Genomic DNA, 15,212 nt, shown 5'->3' with positions numbered 1-15,212 from the left:
TCCGGGGCCCGGTGGAGGGAGTCCGGACGATGTGGGGGTGGCGGGTCGCTGCGGGGAGCGCGGAGCGCCGGTCAGCTCCCGGCCGTCCGCCGGGCCGTCGGCCTGCCGGGGCGCAGGGCCGTCGCGGCGGTGACCGCGGCGGCCGCGGTCACCGCCGCGATGACCCACCCGACGCGCAACTCGGCCATGCCCGGGGCCCGTTGCCCTCCCGACACGGCGATCAGCACGGCCACCCCGAGCGCCGTACCGGCCTGCCGGGAGACCATCAGCACGCCCGATCCCAGCGACAGGCGGCGTGCGGGCAGCAGACCGGCGGCGGCGAACATCACCGGCTGGTAGAGGCCGGTGCCGAAGCCGGCGAGGACCAGACCGGGCAGGAAGTGCACCGCGTAGTGCGGGCCGGCGCCGTCGCCGTCCGCGAACAGCAGCCACCACAGGGCCGCCGCCACGAAGCAGAGCGCACCGATGACGCCGGTGCCGCGCTCCCCGGCCGCCCGGACGATCCGACCGGAGAGCACGGAGACGACCAGCACCGTGAGCGGCCAGGGAGCGAGCGCCAGACCGGCCGTCCGGGCCGAGTAGTGCCAGACGTCGGTGAACAGCAGGGTCGCGCCGAGCATCATGGCCGCGTACGCCACGAAGTAGCCGAGCAGTCCCAGCGTGGCGGCCGTGAACCCGGGCGTCCCGAAGAGCGCCGGATCGACCACCGGCTCCGACGCGCGACGCACATGACGCACCCCCAGCGCTCCGGCGAGCAGCCCGACGGCGAGCACCGCGAGCGTGGCCGGAGCGGTGTAGCCCCAGTCGGGGGCCTGGACGCACGCGGTCACCAGCGCGCCGATGCAGACCAGCACCAGTGCCACCCCCGGCAGGTCGAGGGCCTGCCGCTCGCCGCGCACCGACCGGGGCAGCAGCCGGACGCCCGCGCCGACCGCGAGCAGCACCACCGGCACGTTGATCAGGAAGATCAGCCGCCAGTCGGTGGCGGCGAGCAGTCCGCCGAGCACCGGGCCGGAACCCGCCGCGACGGCGCTGACCGCCGTCCAGACGCCGACCGCCGTCGCCCGCTCCCGCTGCGGGAAGGCGGGCAGGGCGAGGGAGAGCGAGGTGGGGATCAGTACGGCGGCCGCCGCGCCCTGCACCACGCGGCCCGCGACCAGCAGCGGGAGAGTGGGCGCCACCGCGCAGGCCGCCGAGGCCAGGCCGAACAGCACCATGCCGAGCAGGAAGCAACGCCGCCGCCCCGCCTCGTCGGCGATCCGGCCGGCCGGGATCAGCAGCGCGGCGAGCACCACGGTGTAGCCGTTGAGCACCCAGGACAGTGCGGAGGCGGGCGCCGGCGCGAAGTCCCGGCCGATCGCCGGGAACGCGATGGTGACGGCGAGGAGGTCGAGGACGGCGAGGAACTGCGCCGCGGACGCAATCGCCAGGACGAGCCAGCGGCGGGGGTCTGAGGCCGGGGCTGAGGCTGGGGCCGGGGCTGAGACCGGGGCCGGGGCCGGGGCCGGGGCCAGGGCTGAGGCTGGGGCGGGGGCCGCCGTGCCGGACGGATCGTCACGTTCACACAGTTCAGGGGCGGTTGCGGGCGCGCCTGTCGGTCGGTTCTCGGAGACTGGAGTGGTCATGTCGATCAAGCATCGGCGCTCCGCCCCGCCGCCACGAGTGGCAGTTCTGACAACACCCGCTACATTACTGCCGCTCGTCCTGCCATACTCGCCGGATGCCCTCCCTCGCGGTCGCCGTCACCGACGGCATGCCGTTCTTCGAACTCGCCATCCCCTGCCACATCTTCGGCTTCGACCGGATCCAGACCCCGCCCGACTGGTACGACCTGCGGGTCTGCGCGATCGGCACGGACGGCGCCGGACCGGCTCGCACCGGCCCCTGGTTCCGCGCCGACACCCCTTACGGGGCAGCGGAGTTGGTGACCGCCGACACGGTCCTGGTGCCGGGGTCGGCGGACGTGCACGGCGATCCCCCGGAGGAACTCGTCACGGCGCTGCGCGAGGCGCACCGCCGCGGTGCCCGGCTGGTCTCCCTCTGCTCGGGCGCCTTCACCCTCGCCGCGACCGGCCTCCTCGACGGGCGGACGGCCGCCACCCACTGGATGTACGCGGCGCTGCTCGCCGAGCGCTACCCGGCCGTCACCGTCGACCCGTCGGTGCTCTACGTCGACCACGGCGACGTGCTCACCGGCGCGGGCTCGACCGCCGCCGTCGACGTCTGTCTGCACCTGGTGCGCGAGGACTTCGGCACCGAGACCGCCAACTCGCTGGCCCGCCAACTGGTCGCCCCGGCGCACCGCCCCGGCGGCCAGGCCCAGTACATCGAGACGCCGCTGCCCGAACGCCGGGACGACTCGCTCGCGCCGGTCCTGCAATGGGCCGCCGAACGGCTGCGGCAACCGCTGACCGTGGCCGACCTCGCCCGCCGGGCGCACACCAGCCCCCGCACCCTGGTCCGCCGCTTCCACGCCGCCACCGGCACCACGCCGATGCAGTGGCTCCAGACCCAACGGATCGGCCGGGCAAGGGAGTTGCTCGAAGGCAGCGACCTGCCCGTGGAGCGGGTGGCGGAGCTGGCCGGCCTCGGGACGGCGGCCAACCTCCGCCGGCACTTCACCCGGGTGGTGGGCGTTCCGCCGATCGACTACCGGCGGTCCTACCGCGCGGCGCGGACGGCGTGAGGCCCGGGGGACTCCTCCCCCGGGCCTCCGCGGGGACTCCTCCCCAGGCCTCCGCTACAGCCGCGGATCCACCGGCTCCGACTCCAGCGCGAGCACCGCGAAGACCGCCTCGTGCACCCGCCACAGCGGTTCGCCGTCCGCCATCCGGTCGAGCGCCTCCAGGCCGAGCGCGTACTCGCGCAGGGCCAGTGAGCGCTTGTGCCCGAGGTGGCGGACCCGCAGCCGCGCCAAGTTCTCCGGGCGGGTGTACTCCGGACCGTAGATGATCCGCAGATACTCCCGGCCGCGACACTTCACACCCGGCTGCACCAGCCGCCCGTCGGCCCGGCGCACCAGCGCCTGCACCGGCTTGACGACCATGCCCTCACCGCCGTCCGCGGTCAGCTCCAGCCACCACCGGATGCCGGCCGCGACCGACTCCTCGTCCTCGGTGTCGACGACGATCCGGCGGGTCGTCACGAGCAGCCCCGGATGCTGCGATGCGCCCCCGGCGGGCGGCGCACCGTCCCGGGACGCCACCGCGCCCTCGGCCGCGACGATCCGGTCGATCAGGGCCAGCTGCTCGGTGTGCGGCAGCCCGGCGAGGCTGCGCCCCCGCACCGCGAGGATCTGGAACGGCGCCAGGCGGACGCCGTCCAGCCGCCCGAGCCCTTCGGCCTCCTGGGCCGCACCGGCCGCACCGGTGCCGGGGTCCTTCGGGCCCGCCGGGTCCGCACTGGTGCCGGGGTCCGCAGCGGTGACGGGGTCCGCACCGGTGCCGGGGTCCGCACTGGTGCCGGGGACCGCGGGCGCGGGCATCCCCGGGCGCGCCGGGTCCGTCCCGACGCGCCAGCAGTAGCGCCGGTACGCCTCGGTGAACGCCGCGGCGTCCGCGGCCCGGTCGCGCTGCCGGTCGAGCAGCGGCCCCACCTCGACGCCCCGCGCGGCCGCCGCCGTCAGCGCACCGAGCACACCCGGGAACGCCGCCCCGGACGCCGCGCCGACGGCCGCGTACTGCTTGCGCAGCAGCCCCGTCGCCTTCAGCGACCACGGCATCAGTTCGGCGTCCAGAAGGAGCCAGTCGGTGTCCAGCTCCTCCCACAGACCGGCCTCTTCGACACACGTCCGGACCCGCCGCAGGATCCGCTCGGTCGGCTCCGGGTCGTCGAAGAACGGCCGCCCGGTGCGGGTGTACAGGGCACCCGACACCCCCTTCGGCACGCCGAAGAGCTCGCCGGCCACCGATGTGTCACGGCAGACCAGGACCACGGCCCGGGAGCCCATGTGCTTCTCCTCGCACACGACCTCCCGCACCCCCTCGGCCCGGTAGTCGGCGAACGCCTCCGCCGGGTGCTCCAGGAAGCCCTCCTCCGACGAGGTCGCGCAGGGCGCCATCGTCGGCGGGAGGTACGGCAGCAGCCGCGGGTCGATCGCGAAGCGGCTCATCACCTCCAGCGCGGCCGCGGCGTTCTCCTCCCTGACCGCGAGCCGGCCCATCGCACGGGTCTCCACCACCCGCCGGCCGGCCACGTCGTTCAGATCGAGCGGACGGCCGTCCGCCCCACCCGGCGCCTCGGTGGCGAGCGGCCTCGCGGGCTCGTACCAGACCCGCTCCGCCGGTACGTCCACCAGCTCGCGCTCCGGCCAGCGCAGCGCGGTCATCGCGCCGCCGAAGACGCACCCGGTGTCCAGGCAGATGGTGTTGTTGAGCCACGTGGCGCGGGGGGTGGGCGTGTGACCGTAGACGACGGCGGCGCGGCCGCGGTAGTCCTCGGCCCACGGGTAGCGGACCGGCAGGCCGAACTCGTCGGTCTCACCCGTCGTGTCGCCGTACAGGGCGAACGAGCGCACCCGGCCCGACGTCCGGCCGTGGTACTTCTCCGGCAGTCCGGCGTGGCACACCACCAGCCCGCCGCCGTCCAGCACGTAGTGGCTCACCAACCCGTGCAGGAACTCCCCGACCTCGGCGCGGAAGGCGTCGTCCTCCCGGTCCAGCTGCTCGATGGTCTCGGCGAGCCCGTGGGTGTGCTGGACCTTGCGGCCCTTGAGGTACCGGCCGAGCTTGTTCTCGTGGTTGCCGGGCACGCACAGCGCATGCCCGGCCCGCACCATGCCCATCACCAGACGCAGCACTCCGGGACTGTCCGGCCCCCGGTCGACGAGGTCCCCGACGAAGACCGCGGTACGGCCCTCCGGGTGCACCGCGTCCACGGGCCGGCCGAGCGCATCGCGCGCCAGCGCGTAGCCCAGCCGGCCGAGCAGGGTCTCCAGCTCGGAACGGCAGCCGTGGATGTCGCCGACGATGTCGAACGGGCCGGTGAGGTGGCGCAGGTCGTTGAACCGCCGCTCCCGGACGACCTCGGCCGCCGCCACCTCCGCCGGACCGCGCAGGAGGTGCACCTTGCGGAAGCCCTCGCGCTCCAGATGGCGCAGCGAACGCCGCAGTTCCCGCTGGTGGCGCTGGATGACCCGCCTCGGCAGCCCGGCCCGGTCGGCGCGCGCCGCGTTGCGCTCGGCGCACAGCTGCTCGGGCACGTCCAGCACGATCGCCACCGGCAGCACGTCGTGCTCCCGGGCCAGCCGCACCAGCTGGGCGCGCGCCTCGGACTGCACGTTGGTGGCGTCGACGACGGTCAGCCGGCCGGCCGCCAGCCGCTTGCCCACGATGAAGTGCAGCACGTCGAACGCGTCGCCGCTGGCGCTCTGGTCGTTCTCGTCGTCGCTGACCAGTCCCCGGCAGAAGTCGGAGGAGATGACCTCCGTCGGCTTGAAGTGCCGGGCCGCGAACGTGGACTTGCCGGAACCGGTGGCCCCGACCAGCACCACGAGCGAGAGGTCCGGCACCGCGAGCGGACGTCGCGCCGCCTCGGACGGGCCGTCGTGCTCCCGCCGGCTCCCGTCCTCGTACTCCATACGGTCACCGCCCGTCATGCCGCGACCTCCTTCCCTCGTGCCGAACCGGTCCGGTCCGCACTGCTGTTGCTCTGCTCTTCGCCGACGTCGCTCTGCCCGTGGCCGTCATTGCTCGGCTCGTAGCCGTCATTGCGTGGCTCACCGCGGCCCGCGCCACCGTCGCCCTCGCCCGCCTTGCGGAAGTGGGCCAGCTGGGTGGGCGGGCCTATCTCGGGGTCGTCCGGGCCCACCGGGCCGAAGGCCACCTCGTAGCCGTGCCGTGCGGCGACGCCCTGCGCCCACTGCCGGAACTCCTCGCGGGTCCACTCGAAGCGGTGGTCCGCATGGCGTACGTGGCCGGCCGGCAGCGACTCCCAGCGCACGTTGTACTCGACGTTCGGCGTCGTCACCACGACGGTCCGCGGTGCGGCCGCCCCGAACACCGCGTACTCCAGCGCCGGCAGTCGCGCCGGGTCGACGTGCTCGACGACCTCGCTCAGCACCGCCGCGTCATACCCCTTCAGCCTGCTGTCGGTGTACGCCAGCGACCCCTGGACGAGCCGTACCCGCGCCGCCTGCCGCTCGGGCATCCGGTCCAGCCGCAGCCGGCGCCGGGCCTCGTGCAACGCCCGCATCGAGACGTCCACTCCCACGATCTCGGTGAACTGTCCCTCCGTAAGCAACGCGCCGACCAACTGCCCCTGGCCGCAGCCCAGATCGAGCACCCGCGCCGCCTTCTCCGCGCGCAGCACAGCCAGGATCGCCTCCCGCCGCTGGACGGCGAGCGGCACCGGCCGCTCCTCGGTGTCCACCTCCTCGTCCACCGCGTTGTCGATCTCCTCGGCGGCCACGTCGTCCGACTCGGCCAACCGCTCCAGCTCCAGCCGCTCCATGGCCCGTCGTGTCAGCGCCCAGCGCCGGGCGAGATAGCGGCCGACGATCACCCGCTGCTCCGGGTGGTCCTCCAACCAGCCCTCGCCGGCCCGCAGCAGCTTGTCGACCTCGTCCGGCGCGACCCAGTAGTGCTTGGCGTCGTCCAGCACCGGTAGCAGTACGTACAGGTGCCGCAGCGCCTCGGCGAGGGTGCGCTCCCCCTCCAGGACGAGCCGTACGTAGCGGGAGTCACCCCACTCCGGGAACGTCTCGTCCAGGGGCACCGGATCGGCCAGCACCGTCCAGCCCAACGGCTGGAACAGCTTGCGCACCAACTCCGCACCGCCCCGGGCGGGCAGTACCGGTACCTCGATGCGCAGCGGCAGCGGCCGCGCCACCAACTCGGGCCGCGCGGCGCACTGCCCCTTCATGGCACTGGCGAAGACGCTCCGCAGGGCCACCGCCAGAAGCGAGGACGCGGCATACGGCCGGTCGTTCACATACTGGCCGAGCGCCGAATCCGGCGCGCCGCCGCGGCCCTTCCCCCGGCCCCGGCGGACCAGGGCGATGGGATCGACCTCCAACAGCAGCGCCGCCGTGCAGCGTTCCGCGTCCGCCTCGGGGTAGAGGACGTGCGCGGTGCCGTGCGATGTGGAGAACTGCTGCGCCTTGTCGGGATGCTTGTGCAGCAGGAATCCGAGGTCGGTCGCAGGACGGTCGGCGCTGCCGGTGGTGGTTATCGTCAGGAACACACGTCCGAGTATCGTCGCACCGCGCCCCGATCCCCACCGGTTTTCCCCGGCAGCGCCCCGACCCCTTGGCTCGGCACACCCCGTCGGCCCAACCCAAGCCCGCGGCTCTGCTCAACCCTGCGGCTCAGCCCAGCTGTGACTGCACCTGCGCCGAGATCAGCTCAAGGTGGTCCAGGTCGTCAAGGTCCAGCACCTGAAGGTAGACGCGGGAGGAGCCGAGGGCGGCATAGCGCCCGATCTTGTCGACGACCTCGGCGGGCGACCCCGCCAGGCCGTTGGCCTTCAGTTCGTCCACGTCCCGCCCGATGACCGCGGCCCGCCGCGCCACCTCGGCGTCGTCCTTGCCGACGCAGGCCACCAGCGCGTTGGAGTACACCAGGTCGTCGCCCCTCCGACCGGCGGCTTCGGCGGCCGCACGCACCCGCCCGAACTGGCGCTCGGTGTCTTCGAGCGAGGCGAAGGGGATGTTGAACTCATCGGCGTACTGCGCCGCCAACCGCGGGGTACGCGACGCACCGTGTCCGCCGACCAGCACCGGCACCTTGCGCTGGGCCGGCTTGGGCAACGCCGGGGAATTCTCCAGCTGGTAGTGGGTTCCGTCGTAGCTGAACTCCTTTCCGGTCTCGGTGGCCCACAGGCCGGTGATGATCGCCAGCTGCTCCTCCAGCCGCGCGAACTTCTCCTTGGGGAACGGGATGCCGTACGCCCGGTGCTCCTCCTCGAACCAGCCCGCGCCAAGACCGAGTTCGACCCGCCCCCCGGACATCTGGTCGACCTGGGCCACCTGGATGGCCAGCACCCCGGGCAGCCGGAAGGTGCCCGCCGTCATGAGCGTGCCGAGCCGGATGCGCCGGGTCTCCCGGGCCAGACCGGCCAGCGTGATCCAGGCGTCCGTCGGACCGGGCAGCCCGTCGACGTTGCCCATGCTCAGGTAGTGATCGGAGCGGAAGAACGCGTCAAATCCGAGGTCCTCGGTGGCTCTGGCCACCGTCAGAAGCGTGTCGTAGGAAGCCCCCTGCTGGGGCTCGGTGAAGATGCGTAGGTCCATACCTCCATCCTGCACTCCGAGCAGCGGACCAATCCTCAGGGCGTGTCGATGCATCAGGTCGGGTCCACGGCTCGGGCGCCGGGGTGAGAAGCCACGTCGGACCGGCCCCGGCACCTGGGCCGACTGCAAGGGCACGAACCGCGACGGGCGGTGACGGATGAGACGGTGACGAGGGGACGGTGACGAGGGGACGGTGACGAGGGGACGGTGGATGCCAGGGAATGTCAGTGGGTGTCCGGGGTGCGCGCTCGTCGGCGGGCGTACCCCTCATCTCTCGCCGGACGGTGCGGCGGAGGCTGCGCTGGCGACGTTGGCAGCGGCAGTGGCAGTGGCAGTGGCAGGGCCTTGAGCGGCGATCCGTCGTGTGGTGCGCCGGTGTGGTGGGCGTGCGGTCGTTGCCGAGGCGTGGTTCCCGAGCCGTGGTTCCCGATGCGTGAGTCGGGTGCCCCGCTCGCCGTGCCGCCTCGTCGTTCCTCCTTCCTAGGCGGGGTTCGGGTGTCGCACTTCCAGCTTCTCCAATATCCCGCCCACGCGGTCCCTCGATTCGTCGACCGTGTCCATCGCCTCGACACAGGTCCAGTACATCCCCTCCTCGTCCGCGAGCAGCACCACTCCGACCAGCGCTTCGCACACTTCCCGTAGCAGCCAGCACAGGCTCGTCAAGGCCGCCCGGACATCACTCACTTCGGTCAGCTGAGCCGCTCGTAGCCCGCCGGTGGCCGATGCCGTGCACAGCGGCCCCCCGCTGAACCGCCCGCCCGCGTCGCCCAGCCCTCGGGCACGGGACCGCACTTCGTACGGCCCGAGTATCGCGAGATGGCTACCTATCGCTTCCGCCAAGGCCTGCGCTTGCCACGCCTCGACGATCACATCCTGAACGGTGGTCGCGTCCGCCAGACTGCGCCGACTGGCCGCGATGATCCGCACCGCGTCCATCCGGGCCCCTCCTTCCTCATCGCATGCATGCACCCCGCACTTCTTCCACTACCCAGAGTGAGGGTCAACAGCCAAAAAAGCCAGGGGAATTCGCAAATCTGTGGACAAGCAAGGCGCTGTGGAGAGATCAATAACTCCATAGAGTGATGAATGGCGGGTATGGACTCTCCCCATTCCTCTCACGCCACAGCAACCCCACCCCTCACGCCACCGGCACAGGTCACGGAAAAGACCGGAAAGTCCGGAACAGACCCGCCGGCGCGGCCCCGACGAGCCGGAGCCCGGCCCCGGGCCCGAGGCGCGCCAGGAGCGGGCCGGACACGGGCGGGAGCGGTTTGGACGCCAGCGGGAGCCGGTCGGATGCCCGCGGGAGCGGGAGCGGGCCGGATGCCGGCAGGAGCCGGTCGGATGCCGGCGGGAGCGGAAGAGGGTCGGACGCCGGCGGCAGCCGACCGGAGAGCCGATGCGCCGCCCGGCCGCCCCACCATCCCCACCATCCCCACCACCCCCACCGCCCCCACCATCCCCACCGCTCCCCTCCCCCACTCCGCGCCCCGCCCCGCCCCGCCCCAGCCCGGACCGCCCCGACCCCCTGTTCGTCGCCGCTACTCCCCGCCCTCCCGCGGCCGGTCCGGCGGCGCCTGGCGGACCGCCGGGAAACGCGTCTCATTGCGCTCGATCTTCGCGGCGAGCGCCGTCAGCGGATCGATCCCCAGCGCCTGGCAGAACTGCAACAGATACGCCAGCACATCCGCCACCTCGTCCTCGACCCGGCCGGCCGTCCGCGGGTCGGACATCACCTTCGCCGACTGCTCCGGCGTCAACCACTGGAAGATCTCGACGAGTTCCGCGGCCTCGACGCTGAGCGCCGCGGCCAGGTTCTTGGGGGTGTGGTACTGCTGCCAGTCCCGCGCGGCCGCGAACTCGGCCAGCCGTCGCTGCAACGCATGAAGATCCTCGCTCATGCCTCCAGGTGTAGCACCTGGACACCCGGTAGGCCCTCGGCGGCCGCCGGGTCCCGCACCGTCCCCAGCACCCTGACGTGCCCGCGCTCGGCCATCCGCACGGCCAGCGACGTCAGCTCGCGCGCCTGTCGGGGGTCCATGCAGCGGTCCATCCCGTCCGCCACCACCGTCATCTGCTGCTGGGCCGAGGGGATCTCCCCGGCCGGGTCCATGGCCAGCACTCCCGGCCCGGTCAACAGCACCAGGGCCAGCCCCAGGAACCTCAGCTCCCCGTCACCGAGCTGCTCGACGGGCAGCTCGCCCAGGACCCCCCGGTCGACCACGGCCCGCACCCCCGCCTCCCGCGCCCCCGGCCAGGCCTGCGGGCCGACCGACCCGCCGTCCCCGCCCGCCGCGGGTGCCGCTGCCAACCCCGCCGCGACCAGCTGCCGCGGCACCGCGCGCAGCCCGTCCACCGGCCCCGCACAGGCCTCCCGTACGGCCGCCACCAGCACCGCGTGCCGCCGGGCGCACTCCCGGCTGGTCCGCTCCAGCACCGCCGGCAGGTTGTCGCAGGACGACCGCAGCCGCCCCTCGTCATGCTCCGGCCCGCCGCCGCCGTCCCGGCCCCGGCAACCGGCGGCACCACCGCCGCTTCCCCTGCGCCCTCCGGCCCCCGCGGTCCCGGCAGCACCCCGGGCGGAGCCGCTCCCACCTCCCGCTTCCCCCGTCGCGACCTCGACCTCCACCCCCCGCATGACCTCCGGGCGCGGATCGCAGACGAACGCCGACCGCAGTGCGACCACCACCTGTTCGGCGGCGGCCAGGACCAGCCGCTGCCCCGCCGTCTTGCCCGCGACCCGCAGCGGCAGCAGGGACGTGCCCAGCCGGTCGTCGGGCAGCGGGGCACGGGTCACCGGGGTCGCGCCCGCGGTGTACCAGGCCGCCTGCACGGCGCGGCGGGTGGGATCGGTCAGCGCGGTGTTCAGCAGCGTCTCGCCGCCGCCGGTCAACCGCTCGCCGACGATGCGGAGTTCGGGTTCGGCCTGTACGGCGAGGTCGAGGCTGACCGGGCCGGCCGGCCCGTCCACCGTGCAGCCGATGTGGAAACCGCGCCGTCCCTGCCCGTCGGGCCGCGCCCCCGCCGGCACACACGCCGACGGGCCGCCCGCCGCCTCCCGGACGGCCCGGGCCAGCGGTTCTCCGCTGCCCAACCGGGCAAGGATCTCGTACGCCTGGAGCGCGCTGGACTTGCCGCTGCCGCTGCCGCCGCTCAGCAGGGTCACCGGGCCGAGCGGCAGGGTGACGCGACGATGACGTTTGAAGGCGGACAGCCGTAACTGGGTGAGCGCCGGCCGGACACTGTCGGTATGCATGCGTGGACGCTATGCAGTGCCCGGACGGAGAACCGTTACGCCCGACAGCTCTTCCTACGAACGGGGGACGGCCCCCGCCGCCTCTTCGGCGACCTCGGTGCCCACCGGCGCCAGCAGGAAGACATTGGTGTCCACCCGGTGCATCCCGCTGCCGAGCCCGAAGACCACACCGCTGGAGAAGTCCAGGATGCGCTTGGCCACGTCGGTGTCGGCGCTGCTGAGGTCGAGCAGGACGGGGATCTGCGCCATCAGGTACTCGGCGACCTCGCGGGCGTCCGCGAAGGTCTGTACCCGGATGACCATGAACCGGCGCTGCTCCTCGGCCGGTTCCTCCTCGGGGAGGGCCCGATGGTCGGGCCAGGAGGGCCATCCGCTGCTGCCGCGGAGCGGGACGACCTCGGCGAGCCCTTCCCACTGCTCGTCGGTGGCATCAGGGCCGTTCACCGAATCACCTCACCTGGAGGAGCACTGGCTGTCTGCGGTATCTGCATCGCACCGATACTAGAGATAAACATACAAACTTCCGCGGACGCGACACACACCCCGCCCCGTCCCCGCGCGTCTCTTCCATCCTGCACCATGCCCGCTGACCTGTGCCGACATCCTCGGCAGATATCCTGCGTCGAGCTTCTGTGTGCCTGTTCATCCCCTCTTGTGACGGAGGTCGGTTCCGCATGAGTGCTGAGCCTCCCGGCCGGTGGTCGCGCGGCCTGCGCGGCCTGCGCAAACCCGCGAAGAAGCGGCCCGCCGGCCCCCCGCCCGCCGATCCGGCCGCCGCGTCCGGCGCCGCGCCCCCGCCGGCCGAGACCCCCAGCAGCGTCATCAGCGCGGCCCTGTACCGCGACGGACACCGCATCAGCACCCACGACACCCTCGCCGACGCCTTCCGGGAGCAGCGCGCCACGGACGACACCCTGGCCTGGATCGGACTGCACCGCCCGAGCCCCTCCGAACTGGTCGCCCTGGCCTCGGAGTTCGACCTCCACCCGCTCGCCGTCGAGGACGCCCTGGAGGCCCATCAGCGCCCCAAGCTGGAGCGCTACGGCGGCACCCTCTTCGTCGTGCTGCGTGCCGCGCGCTATCTGGACGACCGCGAAGAGGTCGACTTCGGCGAGCTGCACGTCTTCGTCGGCCGGGACTTCGTGATCACCGTCCGGCACGGCGGCGCCCCGGACCTCTCGGCCGTACGCCTCCGGATGGAGGACGCCCCCGAACTCCTCAAGCGCGGCCCCGAGGCCGTCCTCTACGCGATCCTCGACGCGGTCGTCGACGGCTACGCACCGGTCGTCGACGGCGTCCAGAACGACATCGACGAGATCGAGACCGAGGTGTTCGGCGGCGATCCCCGGGTCTCCCGACGGATCTACGAACTCTCCCGCGAGGTGGTCGAGTTCCAACGCGCGACCCGCCCCCTGAACGGCATGCTGGAGGGCCTCACCGCGGGCTTCGAGAAGTACGCCATCGACGAGGAGCTGCGCCGCTACCTGCGCGACGTGGCCGATCACGCGCTGCACACCACGGAGCGCGTGGACGGCTTCCGCCAGGCCCTTCAGGACATCCTCACGGTCAACGCCACGCTGGTGAACCAACAGCAGAACGCCGAGATGCGCGCCCTGACGGAGGCCGGCTTCGAACAGAACGAGGAGATCAAGAAGATCTCCTCCTGGGCCGCCATTCTCTTCGCACCCACACTCGTGGGAACGATCTACGGCATGAACTTCGACGTCATGCCGGAGTTGCACTGGGCGGCCGGGTACCCCTTCGCGATCCTGCTGATGGGGGTGGTGTGCACAAGCCTGTACATCGTCTTCAAGAAGCGGGGCTGGCTCTAGCCTCCTCGGACCACGCTCAGCTCTCCTTCGCGCTCTGCTCTCGCATCCCTTACGGATCGAACCGGAAGCGGCAGTGGGGAAACGAATCCGGGGCGAACCGACGCAGTTGCCGGCCGGTTAGTGCTCTGACCGCATAGGTTCGCCGGGTCGGTGGTCGTGGCGGTTGGCTGTGCGCTGACGTCCGATCGTGCTGGAGGTGCCGCGGTGGCCGAGCCTGTCCGTGTGTACAGACTGGCTGACCAGGAAGGGCAGAAGCGGCAACAGATCGTGCGCCGGGGCAGCACCAGCTCGGTGCGATATCGGGGCGCGATGATGCTGCTGGCCGCCGCTGGCGGGAACCGGGTGCCGGTGATCGCCCAGCTGGTCCAGGCCGACGAGGGAACTAACCGGGACGTGATCCACCGGTTCAGCGGGATCGGCCTGGGGGGCAGTTGACCGGCAGTTCGTTGTTCTCCCGTCGGGAGGTAGTGCCGAGCAATGCACGTGCGACGTCTTCCAGTGGTCCGAGCAGCGGGTTGGGGTCGTCGGCGCGCGTGACGAGTACAACCTCGCAGGGATCGATGTCGATGACCGGCACCAGGGCGATGTCCTCGCGCACAGCGGCGCGTCGATCGCCGACAGGGAAGATCGCGACACAGTGGCCGGTGGCGATGAGTTCCAGCTTGTCCTCGTAGCTGTCGTCGATCGCGGGCGGGGGTGGTGCCGGGCGGTCGCCGACCGGCTTGGGCGTGCTCCAGACGACCGGAGTGCTGACGCAGGCCACCAGTTCCTCGGCCGACAGAGTTCGCAGGCTGACAGCTTTCTCTTTCGCCAGATGATGTCTGGCCGACGTGACGAGAACCCGCGACTCCTCATGGAGCTTGGTCACGCGGAAGCCGTCCGTGGGGAAGGCCAGCGGCCTGTACGCGACGAGGGCGTCGACCCGCCCCTCGGCGAGGGCGTGCATGTCCCGCCAGCCGAGGTGGCGGGTGCGGACCTGGCCGTCAGGGTGCCGGCGGCGCAGTTCCTGCACACAGGAGGTGATGACCAGTCCTTCGGCGTAGCCGATGGTGACGGTGTGGGGCTGGGCGGCTGCTCTGGCCGTGCGAGCGGCTTGCTCGGCCTCTTGGAGCAGTATCCGGGCCCTGGGCAGGAATGCCTGACCGGCGTCGGTGAGGCTGCTGCCCTGCGGCGAACGGTCGAAGAGCCGGACACCGAGCTGAGCCTCCAGTCGCTGGATCTGACGGCTCAGCGACGGCTGCGCCAGATGCAGCCTGGTGGCGGCCCGGCCGAAGTTGCCGTACTCCGCCACGACCGTGAAATAGCGCACGAGCCGCAGATCGACGTCCATTCGCCCAGGGTACGTCGCGTGTCGTCATACGCCTGGGACATGACGGCATACGGAACAGGTCTTGGACAGGGAGTGCGGGTGGATATTTGGGTTGGGGCATGACCACTTACGACGGCAAGAAGATCGTGATCACGGGTGGAAGCAGCGGTATCGGCCTGACCACGGCCCGGTTGTTCGCGGACGGTGGGGCCCACGTACTGATCACCGGCCGCACCCGATCCACCCTGGACGCCGCGCTGGAGCAGTTGGGGGACAAGGCGGTCGCCGTCCCCAGCGACGCCGCGTCCCTGAAGGACATCGAGGCGCTGTCCGACACGGTCAGGGAGCGATTCGGCGCGGTGGACGCGCTGTTCGTCAACGCCGGTGTCACCGCGTCCGCGCCGTTCGACTCGACGACGGAGGAGATGTACGACGCGCTTTTCGGCATCAACACCAAGGGCCCGTACTTCACGGTGCAGGCGTTGGCGCCGCTTTTGCGCGAGGGAAGCGGCGTGGTCCTCACCACGTCGGTGGTGAACGTCCTGGGCCTCGACGCGCTCAGTGTCTACTCGGCGAGCAAGGCAG

At 72.3% G+C, this 15,212-nt stretch carries 12 protein-coding genes and 1 pseudogene; 4 read left to right on the top strand and 9 right to left on the bottom strand.

Annotated features, from left to right (window positions below; translation table 11 throughout):
• Window positions 1-71 precede the first annotated feature (71 nt).
• Window positions 72-1,625, bottom strand: coding sequence for an MFS transporter (locus tag AB0C96_RS33210; protein WP_362922648.1), 1,554 nt, complete (start codon window positions 1,623-1,625; stop codon window positions 72-74).
• A gap of 95 nt (window positions 1,626-1,720) precedes the next feature.
• Here AB0C96_RS33210 and AB0C96_RS33205 point away from each other — a divergent pair, with 95 nt between their 5' ends.
• On the top strand, window positions 1,721-2,686 hold the full coding sequence (locus AB0C96_RS33205; protein ID WP_362922646.1) for a helix-turn-helix domain-containing protein: 966 nt from the start codon (window positions 1,721-1,723) through the stop codon (window positions 2,684-2,686).
• Window positions 2,687-2,740: 54 nt separating this feature from the next.
• Here the strand turns inward: AB0C96_RS33205 and AB0C96_RS33200 are convergent, their stop codons facing one another.
• The 7 genes from AB0C96_RS33200 to AB0C96_RS33170 form a co-directional block, all read right to left on the bottom strand.
• Window positions 2,741-5,596, bottom strand: coding sequence for a polynucleotide kinase-phosphatase (locus AB0C96_RS33200; protein ID WP_362922644.1), 2,856 nt, complete (start codon window positions 5,594-5,596; stop codon window positions 2,741-2,743).
• Complete coding sequence (locus AB0C96_RS33195; RefSeq protein WP_362922642.1) at window positions 5,593-7,182, bottom strand: 3' terminal RNA ribose 2'-O-methyltransferase Hen1; 1,590 nt, start codon at window positions 7,180-7,182, stop codon at window positions 5,593-5,595. Before AB0C96_RS33195 ends, AB0C96_RS33200 begins: the two co-directional genes overlap by 4 nt.
• Before the next feature lie 124 nt (window positions 7,183-7,306).
• Entirely contained in the window at window positions 7,307-8,230 is a 924-nt protein-coding gene (locus AB0C96_RS33190; protein WP_362922640.1) for an LLM class F420-dependent oxidoreductase, read from the bottom strand.
• A 480-nt stretch (window positions 8,231-8,710) separates the two neighbouring features.
• On the bottom strand, window positions 8,711-9,166 hold the full coding sequence (locus AB0C96_RS33185; RefSeq protein ID WP_362922639.1) for a DUF6099 family protein: 456 nt from the start codon (window positions 9,164-9,166) through the stop codon (window positions 8,711-8,713).
• Between the two features lie 605 nt (window positions 9,167-9,771).
• Window positions 9,772-10,131 (bottom strand): nucleotide pyrophosphohydrolase, encoded by a 360-nt coding sequence (locus tag AB0C96_RS33180; protein ID WP_362922638.1) that lies wholly within the window; start codon window positions 10,129-10,131, stop codon window positions 9,772-9,774.
• Window positions 10,128-11,486, bottom strand: a complete 1,359-nt coding sequence (locus AB0C96_RS33175) for a biotin transporter BioY (protein WP_362922637.1) — start codon at window positions 11,484-11,486, stop codon at window positions 10,128-10,130. Before AB0C96_RS33175 ends, AB0C96_RS33180 begins: the two co-directional genes overlap by 4 nt.
• Window positions 11,487-11,540: 54 nt before the next feature.
• Window positions 11,541-11,930, bottom strand: coding sequence for a cell division protein SepF (locus tag AB0C96_RS33170; RefSeq protein WP_362922635.1), 390 nt, complete (start codon window positions 11,928-11,930; stop codon window positions 11,541-11,543).
• Window positions 11,931-12,160: 230 nt separating this feature from the next.
• Here AB0C96_RS33170 and AB0C96_RS33165 point away from each other — a divergent pair, with 230 nt between their 5' ends.
• The gene (locus AB0C96_RS33165; protein WP_362922634.1) at window positions 12,161-13,318 is read left to right on the top strand and encodes a magnesium and cobalt transport protein CorA; all 1,158 of its coding nucleotides are present in this window, start codon (window positions 12,161-12,163) and stop codon (window positions 13,316-13,318) included.
• 204 nt (window positions 13,319-13,522) lie between these two features.
• Window positions 13,523-13,741 (top strand): annotated as a pseudogene (locus AB0C96_RS33160) (IS630 family transposase); the annotation flags it as partial.
• Here the strand turns inward: AB0C96_RS33160 and AB0C96_RS33155 are convergent.
• Window positions 13,725-14,648 carry a LysR family transcriptional regulator gene (locus tag AB0C96_RS33155; RefSeq protein WP_362922632.1) on the bottom strand — a complete coding sequence of 308 codons (924 nt, stop codon included), beginning with the start codon at window positions 14,646-14,648 and terminating at the stop codon, window positions 13,725-13,727. The pseudogene AB0C96_RS33160 and the gene AB0C96_RS33155 sit on opposite strands and share 17 nt — an antisense overlap.
• 98 nt (window positions 14,649-14,746) lie before the next feature.
• On the opposite strand from AB0C96_RS33155, the gene AB0C96_RS33150 reads away from it, so the two are divergent.
• Window positions 14,747-15,212, top strand: a 466-nt coding sequence (locus AB0C96_RS33150; RefSeq protein WP_362922630.1) for an SDR family NAD(P)-dependent oxidoreductase, incomplete at its 3' end; no start/stop codon positions are given.

This window comes from Streptomyces sp. NPDC048506 (genome assembly GCF_040651315.1).
Taxonomy (GTDB): Bacteria; Actinomycetota; Actinomycetes; order Streptomycetales; family Streptomycetaceae; genus Streptomyces.
This window is presented reverse-complemented; position numbering and strand designations above follow the sequence as displayed.

Excerpts from the sequence above, each read along its gene's own strand:
- AB0C96_RS33175 (WP_362922637.1), bottom strand. The coding sequence starts at position 11,486 with ATGCATACCGACAGTGTCCGGCCGGCGCTCACCCAGTTACGGCTGTCC.
- AB0C96_RS33180 (WP_362922638.1), bottom strand. The coding sequence starts at position 10,131 with ATGAGCGAGGATCTTCATGCGTTGCAGCGACGGCTGGCCGAGTTCGCG.
- AB0C96_RS33205 (WP_362922646.1), top strand. The coding sequence starts at position 1,721 with ATGCCCTCCCTCGCGGTCGCCGTCACCGACGGCATGCCGTTCTTCGAA.
- AB0C96_RS33185 (WP_362922639.1), bottom strand. The coding sequence starts at position 9,166 with ATGGACGCGGTGCGGATCATCGCGGCCAGTCGGCGCAGTCTGGCGGAC.
- AB0C96_RS33155 (WP_362922632.1), bottom strand. The coding sequence starts at position 14,648 with ATGGACGTCGATCTGCGGCTCGTGCGCTATTTCACGGTCGTGGCGGAG.
- AB0C96_RS33165 (WP_362922634.1), top strand. The coding sequence starts at position 12,161 with ATGAGTGCTGAGCCTCCCGGCCGGTGGTCGCGCGGCCTGCGCGGCCTG.
- AB0C96_RS33200 (WP_362922644.1), bottom strand. The coding sequence starts at position 5,596 with ATGACGGGCGGTGACCGTATGGAGTACGAGGACGGGAGCCGGCGGGAG.
- AB0C96_RS33190 (WP_362922640.1), bottom strand. The coding sequence starts at position 8,230 with ATGGACCTACGCATCTTCACCGAGCCCCAGCAGGGGGCTTCCTACGAC.
- AB0C96_RS33210 (WP_362922648.1), bottom strand. The coding sequence starts at position 1,625 with ATGACCACTCCAGTCTCCGAGAACCGACCGACAGGCGCGCCCGCAACC.